The sequence below is a fragment of the Ketobacter alkanivorans genome (assembly GCF_002863865.1).
Taxonomy (GTDB): domain Bacteria; phylum Pseudomonadota; class Gammaproteobacteria; order Pseudomonadales; family Ketobacteraceae; genus Ketobacter; species Ketobacter alkanivorans.
In genome coordinates this window covers 844,807-869,805 of record NZ_CP022684.1, presented here as the reverse complement: position 1 = coordinate 869,805, position 24,999 = coordinate 844,807, and the positions used below count along the sequence as shown (strand labels likewise).

Genomic DNA, 24,999 nt, shown 5'->3' with positions numbered 1-24,999 from the left:
ATCGGGTTTTGCTGGTGCTGGGGGATAGTCTCAGTGCGGGCTACGGTATTGCGCAGGGGCAGGAGTGGGTGACTCTGCTGAGTCAGCGGTTCGCGCGGGAGGCTCAGCCCGTAAAAGTGGTTAATGCCAGTATCAGTGGCGAGACCACCTCCGGCGGGGTGGCGCGCATAAAACCGTTGTTGGAGCGGGAAACCCCCGCTTGGGTGCTGATAGAGTTAGGCGGCAACGATGGTTTGCGGGGGATGTCGCTGGTGGCAATGGAGGCCAATCTGCAGGCAATGGTGGATGCAGTGGAGGAGAGCGGTGCACAGCCAGTATTGTTGGGTATCAAAATTCCTCCCAATTATGGCAACAAATATCGCAGCCGTTTTGAGCAGGTTTTTGTGGATGTGGCCGAGCGTAACGATGTGGCGCTGCTGCCATTCTTATTGGATGGCGTGGGAGGGATCGACAACTTGATGCAAGCTGATCGTATCCACCCTAACCAGCAAGCCCAGCCATTGATTGCGGATAATGTCTGGGAGTTTCTTAAACCCGTTATGGTGAAGAGGGACAACTGAGCAGGCATAGTGTTCAGCCTGCCCCGATATCGTTGATCGTTGTTTAAGCGCGTGACAGCATGTCGCGGGCAATGTGGGTGATCTGAATCTCGTCGGTACCGCCGTAAATTTGCAGTATCTTGGCATCGCGAGCCAGCTGTTCCACCTGATACTCGGCCATATAGCCATTGCCGCCGTGTATCTGTACCGCTTCCATGGCCACTTCTACCGCAGTTTGGGCTGCATAGAGTTTCATGGCAGAGGCTTCCGCCAGCGTCATACTGCGACCCTTGGCGACCGTTTCGATATAGCGGAACACCAGGTTTTCCAGATTGATGCGGGCCACTTCCATCTTCGCCAGTTTGGCCTGAATTAATTGAAATTCACCGATGGGTTTGCCAAATTGAACCCGCTCTTTAGCGTATTTCACGCTTAGCTCAAGGCAGCGTTCGGTAATACCCAGTGCCATAGCCGCCACGCCTGAGCGCTCTGCCGAGAAGGTGTCTTTCACGCCGCTACGGTAGGATATTTCTTCGGTTTCACCCAGCAGGCGATCTTTGCCTACTTTTACATCCTGTAGAAACAGCTCACCTGTGGGGGATGAATGAATGCCCATTTTGCGGAAGGGTTTGCTTTGGCTAAGGCCTTCCATACCGGTATCCAGAACGAAACTGAGCACTTTGCGCTGCTTGGGCTCAACGCCGGGTTCATCCAGTTTGCAGATGAACACAATGGTGTCGGCGTAAGGGCCATTGGTGATAAAGGTTTTGTTGCCGTTCAGCAGGTATCCGCCATCGTCGGTACGTCGGCAAGTGGCTTTCATGCTACCAAAGGCATCAGAGCCCGAATTTGGCTCCGTGATGGCCCAGGCCCCGATTTTATCCAGGGTGAGCAGATCCAATGCCCAGCGTTCTTTTTGCGCAATAGTGCCCCGTGACATGATGGTGCCAGCGGTAAGGCCCATGCTCACGCCCAAAGCGGTAACCATACCAGGGCAGTAACGGCATAGCTCGATACTGGGAATCATGCGCATGGCGGCTTCTTCTCCACGCATCATTTCCACCACAGCCGGATCTTTCTCTTCCTTTTCAGGTGGCGGCTCGCCCGCCAGTTTTGCGCGCTCTTTGGCCAGATCCGATTCAAAGCGTTGTTTCGCCATGGCATCGATGCCAAAGGTTTTCAGGAATTTACGCAAGGTTTCGTAGGGTGGGGTGTCACCGTGTTCCAGTTGATCCAGATTGGGGGCAATTTCCCGCTCTACAAACTGGCGAACAGCGGTACGCAGCATGCGCTGGGGCTCGCTCCATTCAATCATGTCCTGCTCCTGTATTGTTGGTGTGCTTTTTATTATTGGCGTGGGTATTGGGTACGCATTATGACCATTTAGTCATTGTGTGATTCAGCATACCCAATCCCCGTAAAGGCGGACATGACCAAAACTGCTTATCGAAAGGGGAATCCTGTCAATCAGGGCTCTTGCAGAGACTGTTCCAAACTGTCAGCCAAGTCGCGAAACTGAATGCTTAGATGGTGCTCGCCCTGCTCATTGATGCCTCTTGCCAGTAATCGCAGAATTTTTACCAGCATGGGGTCTTTAAGGCGCTTCTTTTGCGCCAATCTCACCATCGTTTGAACAGTATCCCAGGCGTCGATCTGACAAAAGTTAAGCATCAGCTTCAGCAGCGTTTCGTCGGGCAAAATGTGATCTGCCATTAATGGTACGTAGTCGCGGTATACATCATGCAGCATGTGCATGGTTGCCGTGTCTGCTGTTGTGCGGGCCAGCAGGCTGTGGCTGTATTGATGGAAGCTCTCGGAGTTTGGTGTGAGTTTTTCTAACAGATACCGTTGTTCCAGTACCGCATTTTTGTCAGGGTAGGTTGCTTCCAGAGTGCTCAACTTACGGCGCGCTGAGTCGAAATTAAAGGCGGCCAGTTGTTTCAGATATTCATCCAGTGCTTTTCGATATTCTTCATCTTCGTCAGGGGCTTGATCGAGATAGGTTTCCTCCACTTGAACCAGATAGTTGCGGCCCACCATCATCCCTAACCCTCCGGCCAGCAGCCCTCCGGCATGGGCAATATAAGCAACGTTGTTGTGTTCGCCCCACAGGGCATTGATCAACTCCCACGCCAGCCACACCGGCAACATCACCAAAGCAGGGGCCGTAAAGTAGCCAAAATAGAAGATAACACTATAAAAGAAGCGTATTTTACGCAGTCCGTACAGTGCTGCGTACATTCCCATCACCCCGGAGATGGAACCCGACGCACCCACCAAGGTGCCGTAGTCATTCCAGTTAAACAGAGTGAAAGCCAAACCTGCCATCACACCACAGAACAGGTAACAGACCAGAAAGTAGGTTGAACCGATGGCCGCTTCAACCGCGATACCCGTCAATGCCAGTATCACCATATTACCCAGAAGATGCATGGTATCGCCGTGCATGAACTGGTAGGTAATGTAGGTAATGGCGCGGCTTTCGGCAGGGATCAGCCCCAGTTTGAAGGCACTGATTTCAGCGATCATCTCATTGACCGTATCCCTTGTCGTGCGCCAGTTACGGTATACATCCTTGCCCCAAAACTGGATGTCGGTTTTATCCATTTCAACCGTGAAAGACTTATCACCAAGAATGGCATAGGCCGCTATTCCACGCTCATCTGAATCCCAGATCGTCTCCAGCTCGACTGCTTCAGATTCGCGGCCATTCTGATGCAAGTGGCTAATATAATTGGGAAACTCCAGCTCCAGCATGCCGTTCTCGAGATAATACTCCGCGGCACCCTGAAGCCGTTGATCGTCACGCCATTGCCATGAAAAATAGACCAGAAAACAGAGTAATATCAGCGCCCCGGTAACCACAGGTGCCCGTCGCCAGTCTATGCCCCGTTCCGCGGGAATGATCAACATAATTTCTAGCCCCCAAATAATGATCCCAGTTTAATTAAAGCAAACTTTAAAAAAATCAGGAAAAACAGGTTTTTATAGAATTTAGTTCTAAAAATGGATAAACAGTCACCGGAATTGGTTGTGACTGTCCGGTCATAGATCTGGCGGCCAAATTTTGAGCTTGCAAAGCGTCAGAGTTTGCTATATTTAAAACATGAGTTAAATTAATAAGTACAGTTTTCTCAACGAGTTAAGCTACTTTGTCCTGCTGGTCTCGTAGGTTGGTGCAGAAAACTCACCGCGCAACGAAGCGCTTCAGGGAAATAAGTACTGCGGGAGGTACTGAGAAAATGGAAGACAACGGGACAAACGACAACAGAAATTCCGTGTTGACCAAGTCAGAGTTGATTGAGCGGGTTGCCCAGCGACAATCTCAACTTTCTCAGAAAGACGTCGAGCTGGCGGTAAAAACCATGCTGGAGGAAATGTCCCAGGCATTGGCCACCGGTGGCAGAATCGAAATTCGTGGTTTTGGCAGCTTCTCACTTCATTACAGAGCGCCAAGGCTGGGCCGTAACCCCAAGACCGGGGAATCCGTCGATCTGACCGGAAAGTACGTTCCCCATTTCAAGCCAGGCAAGGAGCTGCGGGACCGGGTTAATGGAGATGAAGACGAAGGCTCCTCAGGTGCGCCCACGGTATAAGCCGTATTCGCTTGAATTCCCTGATAAAAACGGCATGATTAGTCCATGCCGTTTTTTTATGCGCGCCTGAGACGCGCTTAGCCGCCAAAAAGAGCAAGACATGGGAAACATATTGAAAGCCTTCATGCTGGTGCTGGTGATCCTGCTGGTGTCTGTTGTGTTGGGGATGTATCAGATCCAGAACGATCAGGATATTCTGGTTGACCTCATCTACTTTGCCGAACCGATCGAAATGAGCGTGGCTCGTTTCGGAATGATTTTTTTCTTTGCCGGTGTGCTGGTCGGTATCAGTTTGTGTGTGCTGATTTGTATAGTGCTGGGGATCGAGTTGAACGCTGCCCGTCGCGAAGCAAAGAAACTATCCAAAGAGCTTAGTAAGCTGCGCGAACGAAACCTGAAGGAATCCACCTGATATGGTGGATCTTTTTGTTGGTGTCCTGCTTTTTGTCGCCATTGTAATCGGGTGGCTTCTGGGGAAGACAGAACGCAAAAAAAGGGCACCGGTTGAGCCTTCCTTTGGTGTTGGTAAAGAATATTTTGATGGCCTTAATCTGCTATTGAATGAAAAGCAGGATGAGGCAGTGGATCTGCTTCTCAAAACCCTGGATGTAAATGGCGATACGTTCGAAACCCATATTGTGATGGGCAGTCTGTTCCGGCGACGTGGTGAGGTGGATCGCTCGATTCGCATTCATCAGGATCTTCTGGCACGCTCGGACCTGAACAAAGCCCAGCATTCTGCCGTTAAACTGGAGCTGGCTCGTGATTACCTTAAAGCAGGAGTTTTGGATCGATCCGAGCGCCTGTTGAAGGAAATTGCTGAAGAAAACAACCTCAATCAAGTCAAGGCACTGGAATATTTGCTCACTATTTACGAGCAAGAGCGTGAGTGGCTGCAATGCATTGAGGTGGCAGAGAAACTGATTGCCAAAGGCAAGTCGCTGCAGGTTGGGTTGGCCCACTATCATTGTGAGCTGGCCGAACAGGGCCTGAAGTTGGGGGATTACGTTCAGGTGCGGCGGGAGGTGAAAAAAGCACAGCAAGCCGATAAATGCTGCGTGCGTGCCACTATGATACTGGCGGAGCTTGAAACCGAAACCAACAATCATGGCGAGGCGGTTAAAGTGTTGCGCAAGGTGCTGGATCAAGATCCAGCCTTTGTACCCGATACGCTGCCCTTGTTGCACGATAACTACGAAAAGCTCGGTCAAATGAGCGAGTTATCCAAATATCTGTTTGAGTGTCTTGAGAAAACTCCCGCAATCTCCATCGTGATAGAATTATCGGATCTGGTAACGCAGCTGGAAGGGGAGCAGTCCGGAGCTTTCGTTTTGTCTGAATATCTCAAGAAGCGGCCGTCGGTAAAAGGGCTGGATCGGTTGATCAGTTTGCAGATGTCCCGCGCAGAGGGTGATGAAAAAGATAATCTTGGCATCCTCCAGGCGTTTACCCAAAAACTCATTAAAGACAAGCCCATCTATCGGTGTACCGAGTGCGGGTTTGACGGCAAAACCTTGCACTGGAAATGCCCCACTTGTAAGACCTGGGGGGCGGTACGGCCGATCCAGGGTCTGGAAGGCGAATAGTCGTTTCTGGCGCATAGATTAATCAGGAGCATACCCATGGCATGTCAATCACCCATCATAGTGGCGCTGGACTTTCAGTATCGTGAACAGGCTCTGGAAGTGGCTGACCAACTGGATCCGGCCAAGTGTCGTATCAAGGTGGGCAAAGAATTGTTTACCCGCGAAGGCCCATCCATCATAAAGGCGCTGCATCAAAAGCGCTTTGAAGTGTTTCTGGATCTGAAATTCCACGATATCCCCAACACCGTAGCCAAAGCCTGTGGGGTGGCGGCAGATCTTGGGGTTTGGATGGTGAACGTCCATGCCAGCGGCGGTCGCCGTATGATGGAAGCTGCCCGCAAAGCCGTCGATCAGGCCGGTACAGGAACCCAGTTGATTGCCGTTACCGTGCTTACCAGTATGGAGCGCAGCGATTTAACAGAGCTGGGCTTGGATCTCGAGCCTATTGATCAGGTTAAGCGACTGGCTCAGCTTACCAAGGACTCAGGCTTGCATGGAGTCGTGTGCTCTGCCCAGGAAGCACCGATTCTGAAGCCAATGTTTGGGGCCGATTTCAGCCTGGTTACGCCCGGTATTCGACCGGTGGGATCAGAAGCTGGGGATCAACGCAGAGTCATGACGCCGCCTGATGCCGTGGCTGCGGGGGTGGACTATATGGTGATCGGTCGCCCCATCGCTCAGGCTTCCAATCCTCGTGTGGCGTTAGATAATGTCTTGAAGAGCCTCGCTGCACAGGCCTGATTTTTAACACCGACCTGTCTTATTGGAAACATCGTTTTCCAAGGATTGGTCATGCGAATACTGCCCATCTTACTGATGCTGTTCGCCCTTTGCAGTGGGTGGCCGGGCGCGGCATTCAGTGGGGACAAGCAGCAATATTTTATTCCGCTGCCTATAAACATCAACTTGGCGGATGAGCTGACCCTCTCCAGAGCGTTGGTGGGGGTTGGCCCAAAGAAGGCGGCGGCTATTGTGGCTTATCGTCAGCAAAATGGGCCGTTCCAGTCACCCGCCGAGCTGGCAGGCGTGAAGGGAATCGGCAAAGGAACCCTTGCCAGGAACAAAGGTCGAATCAGTGTTGAGTGAAATATTTACCTTTTATTAACCGGTACGGGTTTTTATACTGGTCAATTAAGCGGAATCGGTTGGAGAATATTGTGTATACAGTGCGTAAACCTATGGCGATGACAATTCAGTTTGCCCTGTTCCTGGTGTTGGCAATGGGTTCGATGGTGCCGTCCGCTATGGCTGAGAGTAAAGCTGAGCCAGACAAGTTGATCACCTCCCTGTTTGAAGCGGTTAATGAGCGATTACAAGCTGATCAGGATAAAATCGCAGCGGATAAAACACACCTGATCACAATTGGCGATGAGGTGCTTGCACCCTATGTCAGCTTCGAAACCATGGCCAAGCAGATTCTGGGTAAGAACTGGCGCAAGATTACCCCAGATCAGCGTGTTCGTTATACCCAAGCCTTTCGTCAGCGTGTATCCCTATCGTTGGTGAGCCAGTATGATCCATCGAAAAAATACGATCTGGAAGTCACTGGCGCACGCCAGAATGACAAGGGCGATCAGGCTGCGGTCAATAGCGTTGTTACCGAGGTTAAGACCGGTACCAAATACAATATCAGCTATAAATTGTTTGTGGGTCGCAATGCCAGTAACTGGCAGGTTTACGACATCGTCGTTGAGGGCGTGAGCGTGCTGCAGAGCTTCAAAACTGCCAGTGCCGAGGATTTCAAAAATAACGGCATTGAGTACATGATCGCGCAGCTGCAGAATTCTGAAACGGCCACTCAGGGCTCGGAGTCCACGGTTCAATAATTATTTCATGCTCTTTAAGCTTTCCCGGGTTCTAAGGCGGGCATCCCGTCTTACCTGGGCCCCGTTGTAACGTCTGATTTCATCTTCCGACATGGGCTGTATGTCTGGCACCTCACAGGGTCTGTTATCTTCATCCAGTGCCACGAACGTGAAATAGGCCGATACAATGTGCTTGCTTTCCCCCGAAAATGAATTCTCCGCATCCACGCGCACGCCGATCTCCATAGAGCTTGACCAGGTTCTGTTAACTGCGGCGCTGATCAAAAGGGTGTCTCCGTCTTTGGCCGGCGCCACAAAGTGAAATGAATCAACGGAGGCTGTTACGCAGATTTTTCCGCTGTGGCGCTCGGATACCACCAGTGCTACACGGTCACATAACGACATAACCAGGCCACCGAACACCGTATAGTGCGCGTTCAGATCGTTGGGGAATACTTTGTATACATGGTTCTGCACAGAAGAGGCAGAAACCGTTTTCGGGGGGCGGCTGGTATTCATGTGGTCATCCTGTTTGGGTTAAAAACTGTTCTAGTTTGGTAAAAAAGGGTTGAGGCATCCCATCTAAAGTACAATACTGTAAGCTTATACGCCGCCAATAAAAATGCTTAATTTTCAATAGCTAATAAAGGCGAAAGGAAGCCGTTTATTCAGGGGAAGGATCGATGTCCTGGTATGTCATAAAAACTAAAGCCCGACAAGAAGGGCGCGCAGTTACCCATCTCGAAAATCAGGATCTTGACGTTTATTGCCCTTGGCTGATCGATAAGAAGGGCAAGCGCGAAGCGCTGTTCACCGGCTACATGTTTATTAATCTCTCCTGTCTGGCGACTCATTTTGTAGCGATCAAGAGCACCCGAGGGGTGCAGAAGATGCTCAAGTTTGGCGACTGGTGGGCGCAGGTTGACGACAAATTCATCGAGTATCTCAGGTTCAAAGAGAACGGCTTTCGTAATATGCCTTTGTTTAAGGCTGATCAGGAGGTGGTTATCAAGGATGGGCCTTTCAAAGGAATCGAGGCGGTGTATCTTTGCGCTAAAGGCGAAGAGCGTGCCATGGTGCTGCTCACGATACTGGGCAGGAAGCAGATGGTGGCGATTGATGAGGGCTTGTTAAGGGCAGTCTGATATGTGCTGTCCGGGTTGTGGCAGCGTATCAAAACACAATATTGCGGGAAATTGCAGGCAAAAAAAAGGAAGCCAGCTGGCTTCCTTTTTAATATTGGCTCCACAGGCAGGGCTCGAACCTGCGACCCAGCGGTTAACAGCCGCTTGCTCTACCAACTGAGCTACTGTGGATCAGCTCTTGAGGACGCGTATATTAAGGGCACACCCCTGTTCGGTCAACCAATTTTTTCCATTTTTTTATCAGGTAGTTAGAGATTTTTCAGGGACGTCAAAGGGCTTGATGGATCAGGCGGGTGCCGGTTTTTTTCGGGCTACTTTTTGATTCGGAGTCCTGCCCCGTCTATTGCATTAGAATTGCAACGCACTATAGTGTCGTTTTCGTAGCGTCACACATCTGTATTTCAAGGGGGTATACCTTGTACGTTGACCAAGCGTCTGCTCAGGAATTAAAAGCACAGTTAGTTGATTTGGAAAGTCAGTATTCCGATATATTGGCAGCCAAACTCAATTTGGATTTAACCCGTGGTAAACCCAGTGGATCTCAGCTGGATCTATCTAATGGTCTCGATGGTATTTTAGCGGGCTCCTACAAGGCAGAAGGCGGCGATGATTGCAGAAATTACGGCGGTCTGGATGGTCTTGCAGAGGCTAAAGCCCTATTTTCTCAGGTGTTGGGGGTGAAACCCTCCGAGACACTGATTGGCGGTAATGCCAGCCTTACCTTAATGTTTCAAAGTGTTGTTTTTACGCACCTGTTTGGAGCGCGTGGGCCAGGTTCTGCCTGGTCGGCTGAGGGCGAAATTAAGTTTCTGTGCCCGGTGCCCGGTTACGATCGTCACTTCGGCATATGTGAAGAACTGGGGATCAAAATGATTCCAGTTGCCATGGACGAAAATGGCCCGGTAATGGATGAAGTGGAGGCACTGGTTAAATCCGATCCCTGTATCAAAGGCATCTGGTGTGTGCCGCGTTTTTCCAATCCCTCAGGCATTGTCTATAGCGATGAGGTGGTGGATCGGATTGCACAGTTGGGCCGTATTGCCGGTGCTAACTTCCGTGTGATGTGGGATAACGCGTATGCCATCCATGCGCTGCATGATGATGCGCCTGTGCTGGCCAATCTGATGGATGTGGCACGCCAGCATGGCACCGAGGATTCGGTGCTGATTTTTGGCTCCACCTCCAAAGTAACCTTTGCCGGTGCCGGGCTTGCGTTTATGGGGGCATCCGAGGAAAACCTCAAGCACTTTAAGAAGCATCTGGGAATGTGCACCATAGGCCCTGATAAGGTGAATCAGCTGCGCCACGTAAAGTTTTTTGGTGATTACAGCGGGCTTATGGCTCATATGAACAAGCACGCTGAACTGCTTCGTCCGCGCTTTGACGCGGTGCTGGAACACCTGGATGCCGGCTTTGCTGAATCGGATTTAGGGTGCTGGACCGTGCCCGAAGGTGGTTATTTCGTGTCATTTGATGCACGGCCGGGCTTGGCGCGGGAAATAGTAAGGCTAGCCGCCGAGGCTGGGGTCAAGCTGACGCCTGCAGGGGCGACTTACCCTTACGGTAAAGATCCTGAAGATAAAAATATCCGTTTGGCACCGAGTTTCCCCTCCCTGGCGGATATTAATAAAACCATGGAAGTATTCGTACTGTGCGTAAAATTGGCATCGGTTCGGCAGAAATTGAACTCATAATATCCGTGCCCGTTTTGTTGTCTGTGTAAGCCCGTAGAACCAGGTTCACGGGCTTTCGCTTTTAAAGCGCATAATTGTGGTATAGTCGGCCTGTTTTGGCTGTTGAAGAAGGATTTGTAACCCCATGATTCCTGTGATTTTGTCTGGCGGCAGCGGCTCCCGATTGTGGCCATTGTCCCGTTCTGCATACCCCAAGCAATTCCTGCCGCTGTGTTCAGGATATTCGTTAGTTCAAGACACCGTGCTGAGATTGAAAGGCAGTGTCGCTGATGAGCCGCCGGTATTTGTTACCGCCAATGATCAGCGTTTTCTGCTGGCCGATCAGGTGCAGGCATTGAACCTGAGTGGTGCTGAGATCGTGTTAGAGCCTGCCCGGCGTAACACTGCGCCAGCCATCGCTCTGGCCAGTTTTGCGGCGTTGGAGCGAAATGCGGAATCCGTCCTGCTGGTTCTCCCTTCCGATCATCATATCGAAAATAACGAAGCCTTCCTCCAGGTTTTGGAGCAGGCCAACCAGTCTGCAATGGCGGGTAACTTGGTTACTTTTGGCGTGGTTCCTACCAAGCCCGAGACTGGTTATGGCTACATTAAAGCCTCAGGATCGGGTGAGGGTGCCAGCCAGCCAATAGAGGCCTTTGTTGAAAAGCCAAACCTGGAGTTGGCGCAGCAGTATTTGGAAGCCGGGGATTATTACTGGAATAGCGGCATGTTTGCGTTTCGGGCGGATGTTTATCTGTCAGAACTGAAGCGGTTGAACCCTGCTATTTATGATGCGGCAAAAGCTTCCTGGGATGCTCGCAATGAAGACTTGGATTTTATTCGTGTTGGTGTCGAGGCATTTGAATCGTGCCCGGAAGATTCAATCGATTATGCCGTAATGGAGAAAACCGACAAAGCCGTGGTGATCCCTCTGGATTCCGGTTGGTCTGACGTGGGTTCATGGCAATCTCTGTGGGAAGTGCAGGACAAAGACGAGCAGGGCAATGTTTTGGTGGGTGATGTGATCACCCAGGATACCCACAACACCATGGTGCATGCCAGCGGCAAACTCGTCACTTGTCTGGGCGTTAAGGATTTGGTTGTGGTGGAAACTGCAGACGCCGTTCTGGTGGCCGATATCAACCAGGTTCAAAAAGTAAAAGACATCGTGAAGTTAATTGAAGCCAGCGGTCGCTCAGAACATGAGTTCCATCGCGAGGTACATCGACCTTGGGGTCGTTTTGACTCGGTGGATGCTGGCGATCGTTATCAAGTAAAACGTATTACGGTGAAGCCGGGTGCTAAGCTGTCCACTCAGCTGCATCATCATCGTGCCGAGCATTGGGTCGTGGTGCAAGGTACCGCCCGTGTCCGCAGGGGAGAAGACAGCATTTTGCTGGCAGAGAACCAATCGGTTTATATTCCCTTGGGTGAGGTTCATTATCTGGAAAACCCCGGAAAAATTCCGTTGGAAATTATCGAAATCCAGACGGGTTCCTATCTGGGGGAAGACGACATCATTCGTCTCGATGACCAGTACGGTCGTGGAACGAAAGACTAGTAGTGAAAAAGTTCAAGGTTCACTCCAAGTATAAGCCAGCGGGTGACCAGCCCGCTGCCATTGCTCAGTTGGTGGAAGGCCTGAATGACGGCCTTTCCCATCAGACATTGCTGGGGGTGACCGGCTCCGGCAAAACCTTTACGGTTGCCAATGTGGTGGAGCAGGTTCAGCGCCCCACACTGGTGATGGCTCACAATAAAACCCTGGCCGCACAGCTGTATGGAGAGTTTAAAGACTTCTTTCCTGATAATGCGGTGGAGTATTTTGTTTCCTATTACGATTATTACCAGCCCGAAGCCTACGTACCCGCATCCGACACCTTTATCGACAAAGATTCCTCCATTAATGAGCATATCGAGCAGATGCGGCTGTCTGCCACCAAGGCTTTGTTGGAGCGGGAAGACGTCCTGATAGTGGCCACCGTGTCCGCTATCTATGGTTTGGGCGATCCTGGTAGTTACCTTAATATGGTGCTGCATCTGGATCGTGGTGAGCAGATTGATCAACGTAAGATTGTGCGTCGCCTGGCCGAACTTCAGTACACCCGCAACGACCTCGAATTCAACCGCGCCACCTATCGTGTGCGAGGTGAGGTTATTGACGTGTTTCCCGCAGAATCGGAGCGAGAGGCACTGCGTATTGAGTTGTTCGACGATGAAGTGGAAAACCTGTCCCTGTTCGATCCGCTGACCGGAGAGGTGTTGCAGAAGATCCCCCGATACACGATCTACCCGAAATCACACTACGTGACGCCCCGTGAAACGGTGGTTGGTGCCATTGAGAACATCAAGCTTGAGTTACACGATAGGCTCGAGTTCTATTCCAATGAAGGCAAATTGCTGGAGCATCAACGTTTGAGTGAGCGCACTCGCTTTGATATCGAAATGATGCAAGAGCTTGGATACTGCACCGGCATCGAAAACTATTCCCGCTATCTTTCTGGCCGGGCACCTGGCGAGCCACCGCCAACCCTGTTCGAATACCTGCCAGACAACGCTCTGGTGGTGATTGACGAGTCACACGTAACCGTCCCTCAGGTAGGCGGAATGTATCGTGGTGACCGATCACGCAAGGAAACGCTGGTTCAATATGGTTTTCGACTGCCTTCTGCTTTGGATAATCGCCCACTGAAATTTGAAGAATGGGAGGCCTTGTGCCCTCAGACTATTTTTGTGTCCGCCACCCCAGGCAATTACGAGGCGGAGCATCAGCAAGCTATTGTTGAACAGATCGTGCGGCCCACCGGGTTGGTGGATCCTGAAATCGAAGTGCGGCCTGCGCTGACTCAGGTGGAAGACCTGTTGTCTCAGATACACGCCACAGTAGCCAAGCAAGAGCGTGTGCTGGTTACAACCCTAACCAAGCGTATGGCGGAGGATCTGACCGACTATCTTATGGAGCATGGGGTGCGAGTCCGCTATTTGCATTCCGATATTGACACCGTAGAGCGGGTGGAGATCATTCGCGATCTGCGGTTGGGGGAGTTCGATGTGCTTGTGGGCATCAACTTGCTGCGTGAGGGGCTGGATATGCCAGAGGTGTCTTTGGTCACCATTCTCGATGCGGATAAAGAAGGATTTCTGCGCTCAGAACGCTCCCTGATACAGACCATTGGGCGAGCAGCCCGTAATCTGAATGGCAAAGCCATCCTGTATGGGGATAAAATAACGAACTCCATGCAGCGCGCCATCGACGAAACCGCCCGCCGCAGAGCTAAACAGGTTGCCTTCAATGAAGCCAATGGCATAACGCCCATCGGCATCAAAAAGTCCGTTGAAGACATCATGGAAGGGGCCAGGGCTCCCGGTAGTCTGCGTAAGGCTGGCCGTAAGGTTGCGGATAAGAAATCCGATACTGGTCGAGATTTGGCCACTATGCAGCCTCGACAGGTAGCCGCGCTGATAAAAGATTTGGAACAACAAATGTTCGAAGCGGCAAAAAATCTCAAATTTGAAGAGGCTGCCCGCCTCAGAGACGAAGTGCAAGAGATCAAGAGTCAGGCGTTCATCAGTTAGGGGTTCGAAACAGTATGAAGGTATTGGTAACCGGCGCAGCAGGGTTTATTGGGGCTGCGCTAAGTCAGCAACTGCTTGATCGAGGTGACGAAGTCATCGGCCTCGACAACATGAACGACTACTATGATGTCGCCTTGAAAGAGGCTCGTCTGTCACGTCTACAAGATCGTGCAGGCTTCACTTTCGTCAAAGCCGCGCTGGAAGATCGCCCAACACTCGAGGCGCTATTCAAAAAAGAGCAGCCCCAGCGGGTGGTTAATATGGCGGCGCAAGCGGGTGTCCGCTACTCCCTGGTGAACCCCCACGCCTATGTTGACTCCAATATCATGGGGTTCATCAATATTTTGGAAGGTTGCCGCCATCATGGGGTAGAGCATCTTGTGTATGCGTCCAGCAGCTCCGTTTACGGTGCCAACACCAGTATGCCGTTTTCTGTTCACGATAACGTGGATCACCCCGTGTCTCTGTATGCTGCCAGTAAAAAAGCCAATGAGCTGATGGCCCATACCTACAGTCATCTTTACAATATTCCCACCACCGGGCTGCGATTCTTTACGGTGTACGGCCCTTGGGGGCGTCCGGATATGGCGCTGTTTATGTTTACCAAAGCCATTTTGGAAGGCAAGCCAATTGATGTTTTTAATTACGGCAACCATCGCCGGGATTTCACCTATATTGACGATATCGTAGAGGGTGTTATTCGTACTCTGGACCATGTCGCTCAGCCGAACCCGGAATGGACAGGTGATACCCCGGATTCAGCCACCAGCAAGGCGCCTTACCGACTATACAATATAGGCAGTAACAGCCCGGTTGAGCTGTTGCGCTACATTGAGGTGCTGGAAGACTGTTTAGGTAAAAAGGCGGAGAAGAACCTGCTGCCGATTCAGCCCGGTGATGTGCCTGATACCTATGCCGATGTAGATGCCCTTGCTGCTGATGTGGATTATCGCCCATCGACGCCGGTAGAAACTGGAATTGAGCGCTTTGTTGAGTGGTATCGAGACTTCTACCAAGTCTGATTTTTGAAATCATTACTTGCACTTACAGGTGCGCGGTGTTATTTTTGCGCGCCTGAATGTAGCAGGCACGTAGCTCAGTTGGTTAGAGCACCACCTTGACATGGTGGGGGTCGTTGGTTCGAATCCGATCGTGCCTACCATTTTTCACTTAGTATTTTCAATCTAAGTGGTTCTGTAGCTTGAGAATTTCCCAAAGCAGTCATAGAATCTCAAGGGCAGGAATCCTGCGGGATCCAAAATAGTGAATTGAAACGGAATCAAGCGGCTCAGTAGGTGAGCGTGCTTGGTTTTTTTATTAACGGGCTTGGAGGAAGAGCTATTAAGCAGCGCAGCAAACGCCCCGTACCTTCATCGAAAAAGAACCGGATCAACGACGATATCACCTTAACCGAGGTGAGGTTGGTCGGGCCAGACGGAGAGCAGATCGGCATTGTCAGTATTGATGAAGCCTTGAGTGCCGCAAAAGAGGTAGAACAGGATCTGGTTGAGATTGCACCTGATGCTGAACCTCCCGTTTGTAGAATCATGGATTACGGTAAGCACATCTTCGAAGAGAAGAAGCGCCAAGCTGAAGCCCGTAAAAAGCAGAAACAGACCCAGGTGAAGGAAATCAAAATTCGCCCGGGAACTGAAGAGGGGGACTACCAGGTCAAACTTCGCAACCTGAAGCGGTTCCTCGAAGATGGTGACAAAACCAAAATCACACTGCGCTTCCGTGGGCGCGAAATGGCTCATCAGGAGCTGGGTATGGAGATGATGCGTCGCATCGAAACCGACCTGGAAGAACTGGGAGCTGTGGAGCAGGTGCCTAAAATGGAAGGTCGTCAGATGACTATGGTGATTGCGCCGAAGAAGAAAAGGTAAGCCATTCCGGTTTGCTTATTAAACTTTAAAACATTGTGAAAACAATGCGGAGCGTTATTATGCCAAAGATGAAAACCAACCGTGGGGCTGCTAAGCGTTTTAGAAAAACCGCCAACGGTTTCAAAAGAAAACAAGCCTTCAAACGTCACATTCTGACCAAGAAGAATTCCAAGCGAATTCGTCAGTTGCGACCCAAGACCATGGTGCACAAGTCCGATGTGGCTTTGGTTGCACGCATGATGCCTTACGTGTAAGGCCCGTTTAGGAATTTGGAGGTTTAAACAATGCCAAGAGTAAAACGCGGAGTTACCGCACACCGCCGTCACAAGAAGATCCTCAAGCAGGCCAAAGGTTATTATGGCGCTCGTTCACGCGTTCTGCGTGTTGCCAAGCAAGCCGTAACCAAGGCCGGTCAGTATGCTTATCGCGACCGTCGTCAGCGTAAGCGTCAGTTCCGTCAGCTGTGGATCACTCGTATTAACGCAGCAGCCCGCATGAATGGCCTATCTTACAGCCGTTTCATCAATGGTCTGAAAAAAGCGTCTGTTGAAGTGGATCGTAAGATCCTCGCCGACATCGCTGTGCACGACCAAGCGACTTTTGCAGTGTTGGCAGAGAAGGCTAAGGCCAGTCTTTCCAACTAAGCGTCGCGGGTCTGTCACCGTCACAGTAAGGTGACAAATCAAGCATAGAATAGGGGAAGGGCTCAGGCTCTTCCCCTTTTTGTTTATTGAAATTAAAGCGGAATCACAATGGAAAACCTGCAAAGCATTCTTCAACAGGCGTTGGCAGCGGTAGAACAAGCCGATTCAGTAGCAGGCCTGGACCAGGTTCGGGTTCAGTATCTGGGTAAAAAAGGTGAAATCACCGGCCAGCTGAAAACGTTGGGCAAATTAGCACCAGAAGAGCGTAAGGCTGCCGGTGCAGAAATCAACGCAGTGAAAGAGCAGGTGCAGAATGCCATCAAGGCCCGTCAATGCCTGCTAGAAGAACAAGCTTTGCAGCAACAGCTGGCCAGCGAGAGTATCGACGTCACGCTATCTGGCCGTGGTGGTAGTGCCGGTGGTTTGCATCCTGTCAGTCGTACCTTGCAGCGTATTCAATCATTCTTTGCCAATATGGGTTTTCAGGTGGTTGAAGGCCCTGAAATAGAAGATGATTTTCATAATTTCGAAGCCCTGAATATTCCTGGCCACCACCCGGCGCGGGCGATGCACGACACCTTTTATTTCGATCCGGGCACGCTGCTGCGAACACATACATCCCCGGTTCAGGTGCGCACCATGGAAACCTCCCAGGCGCCTTACAGAATCATATGCCCCGGCCGAGTCTATCGTTGTGATTCCGATCTGACCCATACCCCCATGTTCCATCAGGTTGAGGGGCTGCTGGTGGATACGGATATTACCTTTGCGGATCTAAAAGGCATTTTGGCAGAGTTCCTACGGGACTTTTTTGAGAAAGACCTGGATGTGCGCTTTCGTCCATCCTATTTCCCATTTACTGAGCCTTCGGCAGAAATGGATATTCAATGTGTAATGTGCGACGGCCACGGTTGTCGTGTATGTAAACAAACGGGCTGGCTGGAAGTGCTGGGTTGTGGAATGGTTCACCCGAAAGTATTCGAACACGTCAATGTGGATTCCGAGAAATACACTGGCTTTGCTTTTGGTATGGGAGTTGAGCGTCTCACCATGCTGCGTTATGGCGTTAACGATCTGCGTCTGTTCTTTGAGAACGACATGAAGTTCTTGCGGCAATTTCAATAGTGGTGCCGCTGCAGTCATATCGAACATCGAACCAGAATTTAGAGGAATAGAGAATGCGCTTCAGTGAAAAATGGCTTCGTGATTGGGTAAACCCCAAGCTGGGTACCGAAGAATTGGTGGCTCAAATCACCATGGCCGGTTTGGAAGTGGACAGTGTTGAAAAAGTAGCGGGCGAATTCAGCGGTGTTGTTGTGGCTGAAATCATCAGTGCCGAGCCACACCCCGATGCCAGCAAATTGCAGGTGTGCAAAGTAGATGCAGGTGAGGCGGAGCCTTTGCAGATTGTCTGTGGTGCTGCCAACGCTCGCCCGGGCATTAAGATACCCTGCGCCAAAATCGGTGCGGTCCTGCCTGGCGATTTTAAAATCAAGCAAGCCAAGCTGCGCGGTGTTGAGTCATTCGGGATGCTGTGTGCCGAGCAAGAATTAGGCATGGCGGAATCTTCCGATGGTTTAATGGAGTTGCCTCTGGACGCCCCTGTTGGAGCCAATATCCGTGATTATCTGGCGTTGGATGATGCGGCCATTGAGGTGGATTTGACGCCGAACCGGGGGGATTGTCTTGGAATTGCGGGTCTCGCGCGGGAAGTCGGTGTGCTCAATCGCGCAGAGGTAACTCAGGTGCCTTGCCCGCAAGTAAAACAGACTATTAACGATACCTTCCCGGTATCCGTCGAGGCCAAAGCTCAATGCCCGCGTTACGTCGGGCGCGTGGTGCGTGGTGTTGATCTTACCAGGCCGACGCCTGTATGGATGCTGGAGCGGTTGCGCCGCAGTGACATCCGCAGCATTGACCCGGTGGTTGATGTGACTAACTACGTTCTGTTGGAGCTGGGCCAGCCCATGCACGCGTTTGACCTGAATAACCTTCAGGGTAGCATTTGTGTGCGTCTGGCCAATGACGGTGAAAAGCTGACGCTTCTGGATGGTCAGGAAATTTCTCTTAACGCCGAGACTCTGGTTATAGCTGACCAGTCCGGGCCGTTGGCCATGGCCGGTGTTATGGGAGGGGAGGCCTCCGGTGTCAATGCAGCAACCAAGGATCTGTTTCTGGAGAGCGCATTCTTCGATCCCATCGCTATAGCGGGTAAGGCTCGCAGCTATGGGTTGCATACTGATTCCTCTCACCGATTTGAGCGTGGCGTGGATTTCGAGTTGCAACATAATGCCATAGAGCGGGCTACAGCCTTGCTGTTGGACATTGTAGGTGGCAGTGCCGGCCCCTTAATCGAAGTGCTGAGCGCAGAAGATTTGCCCCATTTGCCCTCAATTCAGTTACGCCGTGATCGCATCAAGCGTGTTTTGGGATGTGATATTCCTGATATTGAAGTGGAAGACATCATGGGGCGCTTGGGGATGGATATCGTGACCACCAGCAGCGGTTGGCATATTGTGCCTCCCAGTTACCGCTTTGATATTCGTCTGGAAGTGGATTTGATTGAAGAGTTGGGGCGGATCTACGGCTACAACAAATTGCCCACGACGCGACCCATTCTTGAAGGTATAGCGCCCAAGCGAGAGGAAGTTGTTATCGCCGGTGACCGCTTCAAAGAGGTTTTGGTGGATCGAGGCTATCAGGAAGTCATTACCTACAGCTTCGTGGATAAAAAATACATAGAGCTGCTAACCCCTGATCAACCTTCGGTACGCCTGGCCAACCCAATATCTGCCGATATGTCGGAAATGCGCACGACCCTGTGGGCTGGGTTGTTGAAGACTGCAAGCTATAACCTGAACCGACAGCAGGATCGTTTACGCTTGTTCGAAACCGGCCTGAACTTCATAAAAGCAGGAACAGAGCTGCGCCAGGAAGCCCATATCGGCGGTCTGATCTGTGGTGGTGTTGCCGAAGAGAGCTGGTTCGGCAAGGTGCGATCGGTGGATTTTTACGATATCAAAGCCGATGTTGAGGCCTTGCTTGCGCTGAGTGGTGGCACCAACACGTATACCTTTGAGGCCGGAGAGCATAAGGCGTTGCATCCTGGGCAGACTGCAGTCGTCAAGTGTGGCGACAAAGTGATAGGTCATGTTGGTGCGCTGCATCCCAGCGTGCAAAAAGAGCTGGATATTAGCCAGAAAGTTTTCCTATTTGAGTTGGTTTTGCCGGAAATTCGTCGTGGAAGTCTGCCGCAGTTCAAAGAATTGTCGAAATATCCGGAAGTTAGGCGCGATTTTGCAGTAATAGTTGATGAAAACATCCCAGCACAAGCTATACTGAAAAATGTGTACGAAACAGCTGGTTCATTATTGACCAGTCTCGTGCTGTTCGATGTCTATCAGGGTGGCAATCTTGAGGCGGGTAAAAAGAGTATCGCCTTCGGAATAACCCTACAGGACTCGGTTCGGACCTTGCAGGATGAAGACATTAATCCATTGCTGGAAAAGGTGGTTTCATCCCTGAAAGAAACGTTCAATGTGACATTGAGGGAATAAGGATGGGTGCGTTAACCAAGGCTGACTTAGCTGAAAAGCTATTCGAAGAACTTGGGTTGAACAAGCGAGAAGCCAAGGAAATGGTGGAATTGTTTTTCGAAGAAATTCGATCCTCGCTTGAGTCAAACGAGCATGTAAAGCTTTCCGGGTTTGGCAACTTCGATCTCAGGAATAAGCGTGAGCGTCCAGGAAGGAACCCGAAAACCGGTGAGGAAATCCCAATATCCGCTCGTCGAGTCGTCACGTTTCGCCCTGGTCAGAAGTTGAAGCAACGAGTGGAAGCCTATGCTGGAACCAAGCAACAATAACGAACTACCAGCAATACCGGGAAAACGCTATTTTACGATTGGGGAAGTGAGCGAACTCTGTGACGTGAAACCGCACGTTTTACGTTACTGGGAGCAGGAGTTTACCCAACTTAAACCTGTGAAGCGTCGGGGTAACCGTCGTTATTATCAGCGGCAGGATGTGATCATGATTCGTCAGATCCGAAGCCTGTTGTATGATCAGGGTTATACCATCGGTGGTGCCCGTTTGAAGCTGACGGGTGATGATGCCCAGGAGGACGTCACCAAGTCCTCTCAGCTGATTCATCAGATGATCGCTGAGTTGGAGGAAGTGCTATTGGTTCTTAAGGATCACTAGCCTCAGGTCTGCGAAAAACTGTTTGATAATTGCCATGAATACTGTATTATTTGCGTCCTCTTCTGGGGTTTGGCTTGACCTAACCTATTGATATAGTAGAGATTCGGGGCGTAGCGCAGCCTGGTAGCGCACCACACTGGGGGTGTGGTGGTCGCAGGTTCAAATCCTGCCGTCCCGACCAAATTTGTTGAATCAAAAAAGCCGCTTAATGCGGCTTTTTTGTGTCTGAGGTTTTCCCCCGTCGTTAGGGCTTCACTTAACGACTATGTTCCTTGCGCCCTTGATCAGGGATTCGGTATCCAGCTTACCAGGCACCGCTGCACCCCGTTGTGCGGCAGGGCGCGCTCCAATCTGATTCATCCAGCGTTGTAGATGTTCGAGATCTTCCGCCTCGACCCCTGACCATAAATGGGTTCTGGCCCAGCACCAGTTGGCGATGTCGGCAATGCTGTAGTCTCCTGCCAGGTATTCGTTATGTGCCAGGTGGCCATCTAATACTGTCAGCAGGCGTTTGACTTCGTTTTGATAGCGATCAATCGCCGGTTGAATTTTTTCTTCAAAGTAGCGGAAGAATACATTGGCTTGACCCATCATGGGGCCAAGGCCACCCATTTGAAACATAAGCCACTGAATCACCTGGGTGCGCCCTTTGCTATCGGTTGGTAGCAGTTGTCCGGCTTGCTCGGCCAGATAGATCATTATGGCTCCGGACTCGAATACCACGAAATCCTCATTGCCTTTATCTACTATCACGGGGATGCGCCCGTTTGGGTTAAGCGCCAGAAACTCAGGTTTCTTCTGCTCATTTTCCATCAAGTTGATAGGGTGGACGGTGTAGTCCATGCCCAGTTCTTCCAATGTCACCGACGCTTTCCAGCCATTGGGTGTGGATGCGGTATACAGGTCAATCATAGGGTGTCATCTCTGAGTTTAGGCTTTGGCGCTTTCGCGGCTGCTTACCAGTTCGTACCAGCGTTTCAGGTTTGCGTGCTGATCCTGCAGTTTGATTTTGACCACCCTGGCGAAATCCAGTGCACAAAGCAGGGTGATGTCGGCAGCGCTAAAATAGTCACCACATAAGTAGGTGTTCTCCGCCAGGTGTTGTTCCAGTGTGTCCAGGAAGGCTACCGCATTTTTACCGCACTCTTCGCCCCACGCCGGTACTGGCGTCATGCGATCTTTGAAGTAGCCGGTGGTGTGCTGGAAGCACATGCCGACCGCCAGAAAAAAATAGAACTCTACCCGGCGTTGCCACATTTCGACCTGTGCTTTTTGCAGTGGGGTGGTGCCCAGTAGCGGCCTATCAGGATGCGTTTCTTCGAAGTAGCGGCAGATTGCCATGCTCTCACCGATGCAGGTGCCGTCATCCAGCTCCAGAAAGGGGATCTTGGTGGTGACGTTTTTGGAGCGCATGGTTTCGGCGAGGTTGTCACCACCGGCCAGATCCAATTGAACGTATTCCATATCAATGCCTTTCTCGGCAAGGAACATGCGAACTCGGCGAGGGTTGGGGGCGGTTCTGGCTTCGTAGATTTTCATGTTGTCTCTCTGTTGGCCTTGTTTGATGGGCAGTGATGCATTGATCAGTGGAGTGTTTAGAATTCAGTAATGCATTTCAGAATGATTGTTCAGAAATATACTTCATTTCTAAACAATCGGTCAATTACCGGTTATAATTCGGCTGAAAGTTACCCATTGCCCTCATTTATTACGAAAATCAGCCGGTTGAAATAGTCTAATGGCCCGTCCCCTTGCCTTTGATCCACAAGAGAAATTGCACCAGGCTATGTTGCTGTTCTGGCGTAAAGGCTATGAGGCTACATCGGTGCAGGATCTGGTGGATGCGCTGCAGATCAACCGATTTAGCCTGTACAACACTTTTGGTGACAAAGAGGCGCTGTTTGCGCAGGTTATAAAGCACTACCGCAGAACGGTTTTTGGTCGTCTCGAATCTCAATTGCAACCCGCCAGTGATGGGCTGCCCCGTTTGTTCGGCTATCTGGAGGCGCTAAAGGAAGGATTACGTCGCCAACCGGGGCCATGGGGTTGTCTGCTGCAAAATGCAACGATGGAGCAGGGTGACTTCAAGCCTGCTATTCAGTCTTTGATTGATGAGTTTGTGACGGTATTACACGGCCATGTGCTGGCCATTTTAGTGGCAGCTAAAGCGCAGGGTCAGTTGCGAGGTGAGCAATCTGCAGAGGTTTTGGCCGATTTTGTTACGACGCAGATTCAGGGCATGATTTTGATGAGTCGCACGGGTAATGGCGATGCTCTGAACAGCTCTATCGCCGTATTGCAGGGCGTTTTGCGGTCTTAGTTTTCAGTGCCTCGCGTGGCGGCAGGGCTTTACGGCTGTTGGGCTGCCAGGTAAAACCCTGCGCTCTGCGGCGCGATCAGAATTCAGGCTGAGGCGTCAATAACAGTTTCTCGGTATCGATGCCCATTTCATCCAGTTGAGTGAGGATCTCGCTGTATAGACCAGCTTCCATTTGCGGGGTTCTGTTCAATACAAACAGCGTGTACTTGAGCGGGTCGGTAACCACCGCATATTGATAGTCTTCCTCATCCAGTATCACGATAAGATAGTTAGCCCAAGGGAAGTTGGGCACACCTGGAAAGCTCACCTTCAGTCGTGAATTGGTTTCTTCATCCACCACTACAGCGTTGCCCAGAATTTCATCCAGCGGCCCGTCCAATGTGTCCAGGTACCCTTTGTTGTAGACCTGCACGCTACCGTCGGCAAGCAATGTATATTCAGCGGTAACCCCCACCAGCCCTTCGTTGAAATTGGTTTCATAGGCAGAAATCTGGTACCAAACCCCCATGTAGCGTTCGACTTCCACATAAGGTACGGTTTCGATTTTGGCACATGCGGATAAGAAAACCGCGCCCAGTAGCAATAATGTGGTTTTTATTTTGTGCATTGTCATGGTGTAGGCCTCGGTAATATTTTAAGTGTTTTCAGACAGTAACCGGTTGCCTGTGAACGCTGCGTGAAACCCTGTGCAATATTCATTTTGGCCGCTAAAGCATGCTCGTTATGACAGCAATGTTAGTGTGCCCGGTTTAGAATGGTGGTTTTGCCGTTACGAGGAGTCAGTGTTATGAAAGAAGCCGTTATTGTCTCTACAGCCCGTACCCCAATCGGTCGTGCCTATCGGGGTTCTCTCAACAATATCAAGTCGCCTACCATGATGGGCCATGCCATTCGTCATGCGGTTGAGCGCAGCGGTGTCGAGCCTGGCGAGATCGAAGATGTTGTGATCGGGGCCGTGCTCACTGCGGGCTCCGCTGGAACCAATATTGCGCGTACGGGCACCCTGGCTGCGGGTCTGCCGGTGTCGGTTTCCGGTCAAACCATGGATCGCCAGTGCTCTTCGGGCTTGATGGCTATTGCCACAGCAGCCAAGCAGATTATTGTGGATGGAATGTCGGTTTGTGTGGCCGGCGGCCAGGAAAATATCAGCGCTGTTCAGAACAAGTATTTTGAATGGGCCAAGGCCGAAGAAGATCCCAATGTGATCGCCAATGCAGAGCACGCTTACATGCCGATGCTATTAACGGCAGAGAACGTCGCCAGCAAGTATGGTGTAAGCCGTGAAGCACAGGATCAGTATGCGTTGCAGTCACAGCAACGTACTGCCGCCGCCCAGGCCGCCGGTAAATTTGATGATGAGATTGTGCCTATCACGGCGACCCAGGCGTTGATGAATAAGGAAACCAAAGAGATCAGTTATCAGCAGGTAACGTTGTCAAAGGATGAAGGTAATCGTCCTGAGACTAGCCTTGAGTCCTTGTCTGGACTGAAACCGGTTGTGGAGGGTGGGGTGATCACCGCAGGCAATGCCAGTCAGCTGTCCGACGGCGCTTCAGCCTGTGTGCTGATGGATCGTCAACTGGCGGAGCAGCGCGGCCTGAATCCGTTGGGCATATATCGCGGTATGGCGGTTGCGGGTAATGCGCCCGAGGAGATGGGGATCGGGCCTGTGTATGCCATTCCCAAGTTGTTGAAACAGCATGGCCTCAGCATCAATGATGTTGGCTTGTGGGAGCTGAATGAAGCGTTTGCGGTGCAGACATTGTATTGTCGCGATCATCTTGGTATTGATCCCGAAATCTATAATGTGAACGGCGGTGCTATCTCTATTGGGCATCCTTATGGAATGTCCGGTGCCCGCATGGTGGGGCACGCTTTGATTGAAGGTAGGCGCCGTGGCGTTAAATACGTGGTGGTGACTATGTGTATCGGTGGTGGAATGGGCGCTGCGGGTCTGTTTGAAGTAGCGTAATGTCAGCGTTAAAAGTTCATCCATAAAAAGGGCCGAAATAATCGGCCCTTTTTAT

The 24,999-nt window shown here is 51.1% G+C and carries 27 protein-coding genes and 3 tRNA genes; 23 read left to right on the top strand and 7 right to left on the bottom strand.

The window, feature by feature from the left end; all coding sequences use genetic code 11:
* Positions 1–14: 14 nt before the first annotated feature.
* A complete protein-coding gene (locus Kalk_RS03540) occupies positions 15–560 on the top strand; it encodes an arylesterase (RefSeq protein ID WP_233716805.1) in 546 nt (181 codons plus the stop codon).
* 43 nt (positions 561–603) lie between these two features.
* On the opposite strand, the gene Kalk_RS03535 is transcribed toward Kalk_RS03540, so the two are convergent.
* Together Kalk_RS03535 and Kalk_RS03530 are read right to left on the bottom strand one after the other, a co-directional pair.
* On the bottom strand, positions 604–1,854 hold the full coding sequence (locus Kalk_RS03535) for an acyl-CoA dehydrogenase family protein (RefSeq protein ID WP_101892883.1): 1,251 nt from the start codon (positions 1,852–1,854) through the stop codon (positions 604–606).
* Positions 1,855–2,006: 152 nt separating this feature from the next.
* The gene (locus Kalk_RS03530) at positions 2,007–3,452 is read right to left on the bottom strand and encodes a rhomboid family intramembrane serine protease (RefSeq protein ID WP_101892882.1); all 1,446 of its coding nucleotides are present in this window, start codon (positions 3,450–3,452) and stop codon (positions 2,007–2,009) included.
* Positions 3,453–3,820: 368 nt separating this feature from the next.
* Between Kalk_RS03530 and ihfB the strand changes: the two genes are divergently transcribed.
* The 6 genes from ihfB to Kalk_RS03500 all read left to right on the top strand — a co-directional run bounded on the left by ihfB (position 3,821) and on the right by Kalk_RS03500 (position 7,547).
* Positions 3,821–4,135 (top strand): integration host factor subunit beta, encoded by a 315-nt coding sequence (gene ihfB / locus Kalk_RS03525; RefSeq protein WP_101896203.1) that lies wholly within the window; start codon positions 3,821–3,823, stop codon positions 4,133–4,135.
* 100 nt (positions 4,136–4,235) lie between these two features.
* Positions 4,236–4,547: a LapA family protein gene (locus Kalk_RS03520; protein ID WP_101892881.1), complete on the top strand. Its 312-nt coding sequence runs from the start codon at positions 4,236–4,238 to the stop codon at positions 4,545–4,547.
* Position 4,548: 1 nt separating this feature from the next.
* The gene (gene lapB, locus Kalk_RS03515) at positions 4,549–5,721 is read left to right on the top strand and encodes a lipopolysaccharide assembly protein LapB (RefSeq protein WP_101892880.1); all 1,173 of its coding nucleotides are present in this window, start codon (positions 4,549–4,551) and stop codon (positions 5,719–5,721) included.
* A gap of 36 nt (positions 5,722–5,757) precedes the next feature.
* Positions 5,758–6,462, top strand: coding sequence for an orotidine-5'-phosphate decarboxylase (gene pyrF / locus Kalk_RS03510; protein ID WP_101892879.1), 705 nt, complete (start codon positions 5,758–5,760; stop codon positions 6,460–6,462).
* Positions 6,463–6,513: 51 nt separating this feature from the next.
* The gene (locus tag Kalk_RS03505) at positions 6,514–6,807 is read left to right on the top strand and encodes a ComEA family DNA-binding protein (protein WP_101892878.1); all 294 of its coding nucleotides are present in this window, start codon (positions 6,514–6,516) and stop codon (positions 6,805–6,807) included.
* Between the two features lie 71 nt (positions 6,808–6,878).
* On the top strand, positions 6,879–7,547 hold the full coding sequence (locus Kalk_RS03500) for an MlaC/ttg2D family ABC transporter substrate-binding protein (RefSeq protein ID WP_158643288.1): 669 nt from the start codon (positions 6,879–6,881) through the stop codon (positions 7,545–7,547).
* Here the strand turns inward: Kalk_RS03500 and Kalk_RS03495 are convergent, their stop codons facing one another.
* Complete coding sequence (locus Kalk_RS03495) at positions 7,548–8,045, bottom strand: acyl-CoA thioesterase (RefSeq protein ID WP_101892876.1); 498 nt, start codon at positions 8,043–8,045, stop codon at positions 7,548–7,550.
* 164 nt (positions 8,046–8,209) lie between these two features.
* On the opposite strand from Kalk_RS03495, the gene Kalk_RS03490 reads away from it, so the two are divergent.
* Positions 8,210–8,671, top strand: coding sequence for a transcription termination/antitermination NusG family protein (locus tag Kalk_RS03490; protein ID WP_101892875.1), 462 nt, complete (start codon positions 8,210–8,212; stop codon positions 8,669–8,671).
* Between the two features lie 95 nt (positions 8,672–8,766).
* On the opposite strand, the gene Kalk_RS03485 is transcribed toward Kalk_RS03490, so the two are convergent.
* Positions 8,767–8,842: transfer RNA gene (locus tag Kalk_RS03485), tRNA-Asn, on the bottom strand.
* A gap of 245 nt (positions 8,843–9,087) precedes the next feature.
* On the opposite strand from Kalk_RS03485, the gene Kalk_RS03480 reads away from it, so the two are divergent.
* The 13 genes from Kalk_RS03480 (at position 9,088) to Kalk_RS03420 (ending at position 20,833) form a co-directional block, all read left to right on the top strand.
* Positions 9,088–10,365 (top strand): aminotransferase class I/II-fold pyridoxal phosphate-dependent enzyme, encoded by a 1,278-nt coding sequence (locus Kalk_RS03480; protein ID WP_101892874.1) that lies wholly within the window; start codon positions 9,088–9,090, stop codon positions 10,363–10,365.
* Positions 10,366–10,489: 124 nt separating this feature from the next.
* Entirely contained in the window at positions 10,490–11,905 is a 1,416-nt protein-coding gene (locus Kalk_RS03475; protein ID WP_101892873.1) for a mannose-1-phosphate guanylyltransferase/mannose-6-phosphate isomerase, read from the top strand.
* A 2-nt stretch (positions 11,906–11,907) separates the two neighbouring features.
* Positions 11,908–13,920: an excinuclease ABC subunit UvrB gene (gene uvrB / locus Kalk_RS03470; RefSeq protein ID WP_101892872.1), complete on the top strand. Its 2,013-nt coding sequence runs from the start codon at positions 11,908–11,910 to the stop codon at positions 13,918–13,920.
* 14 nt (positions 13,921–13,934) lie between these two features.
* Positions 13,935–14,942 (top strand): NAD-dependent epimerase, encoded by a 1,008-nt coding sequence (locus Kalk_RS03465; RefSeq protein ID WP_101892871.1) that lies wholly within the window; start codon positions 13,935–13,937, stop codon positions 14,940–14,942.
* Between the two features lie 63 nt (positions 14,943–15,005).
* Positions 15,006–15,082, top strand: a tRNA-Val gene (locus Kalk_RS03460).
* A gap of 178 nt (positions 15,083–15,260) precedes the next feature.
* Positions 15,261–15,806 carry a translation initiation factor IF-3 gene (gene infC / locus Kalk_RS03455; protein ID WP_101896202.1) on the top strand — a complete coding sequence of 182 codons (546 nt, stop codon included), beginning with the start codon at positions 15,261–15,263 and terminating at the stop codon, positions 15,804–15,806.
* Positions 15,807–15,865: 59 nt separating this feature from the next.
* On the top strand, positions 15,866–16,060 hold the full coding sequence (rpmI, locus tag Kalk_RS03450) for a 50S ribosomal protein L35 (protein WP_101892870.1): 195 nt from the start codon (positions 15,866–15,868) through the stop codon (positions 16,058–16,060).
* A gap of 30 nt (positions 16,061–16,090) precedes the next feature.
* Positions 16,091–16,450, top strand: coding sequence for a 50S ribosomal protein L20 (gene rplT / locus Kalk_RS03445; protein ID WP_101892869.1), 360 nt, complete (start codon positions 16,091–16,093; stop codon positions 16,448–16,450).
* Between the two features lie 108 nt (positions 16,451–16,558).
* Positions 16,559–17,575, top strand: coding sequence for a phenylalanine--tRNA ligase subunit alpha (gene pheS, locus Kalk_RS03440; RefSeq protein WP_101892868.1), 1,017 nt, complete (start codon positions 16,559–16,561; stop codon positions 17,573–17,575).
* A gap of 53 nt (positions 17,576–17,628) precedes the next feature.
* Positions 17,629–20,007, top strand: coding sequence for a phenylalanine--tRNA ligase subunit beta (gene pheT / locus Kalk_RS03435; protein WP_101892867.1), 2,379 nt, complete (start codon positions 17,629–17,631; stop codon positions 20,005–20,007).
* Positions 20,008–20,009: 2 nt separating this feature from the next.
* Entirely contained in the window at positions 20,010–20,315 is a 306-nt protein-coding gene (ihfA, locus tag Kalk_RS03430) for an integration host factor subunit alpha (protein ID WP_101892866.1), read from the top strand.
* Entirely contained in the window at positions 20,293–20,652 is a 360-nt protein-coding gene (locus tag Kalk_RS03425) for a MerR family transcriptional regulator (RefSeq protein WP_101892865.1), read from the top strand. The genes ihfA and Kalk_RS03425 overlap by 23 nt, the downstream gene beginning before the upstream one ends.
* Before the next feature lie 104 nt (positions 20,653–20,756).
* Positions 20,757–20,833 (top strand) — tRNA-Pro (locus Kalk_RS03420).
* A 71-nt stretch (positions 20,834–20,904) separates the two neighbouring features.
* Here Kalk_RS03420 and Kalk_RS03415 read toward each other — a convergent pair.
* A complete protein-coding gene (locus tag Kalk_RS03415) occupies positions 20,905–21,564 on the bottom strand; it encodes a glutathione S-transferase family protein (RefSeq protein ID WP_101892864.1) in 660 nt (219 codons plus the stop codon).
* Between the two features lie 18 nt (positions 21,565–21,582).
* The gene (locus tag Kalk_RS03410) at positions 21,583–22,191 is read right to left on the bottom strand and encodes a glutathione S-transferase family protein (RefSeq protein WP_101892863.1); all 609 of its coding nucleotides are present in this window, start codon (positions 22,189–22,191) and stop codon (positions 21,583–21,585) included.
* Between the two features lie 199 nt (positions 22,192–22,390).
* On the opposite strand from Kalk_RS03410, the gene Kalk_RS03405 reads away from it, so the two are divergent.
* On the top strand, positions 22,391–22,972 hold the full coding sequence (locus Kalk_RS03405; RefSeq protein WP_101892862.1) for a TetR/AcrR family transcriptional regulator: 582 nt from the start codon (positions 22,391–22,393) through the stop codon (positions 22,970–22,972).
* A 76-nt stretch (positions 22,973–23,048) separates the two neighbouring features.
* Here Kalk_RS03405 and Kalk_RS03400 read toward each other — a convergent pair whose 3' ends face one another.
* Complete coding sequence (locus Kalk_RS03400; RefSeq protein ID WP_101892861.1) at positions 23,049–23,585, bottom strand: lipocalin family protein; 537 nt, start codon at positions 23,583–23,585, stop codon at positions 23,049–23,051.
* Between the two features lie 174 nt (positions 23,586–23,759).
* On the opposite strand from Kalk_RS03400, the gene Kalk_RS03395 reads away from it, so the two are divergent.
* On the top strand, positions 23,760–24,944 hold the full coding sequence (locus Kalk_RS03395) for an acetyl-CoA C-acyltransferase (protein WP_101892860.1): 1,185 nt from the start codon (positions 23,760–23,762) through the stop codon (positions 24,942–24,944).
* The last annotated feature ends 55 nt before the right edge of the window (positions 24,945–24,999 follow it).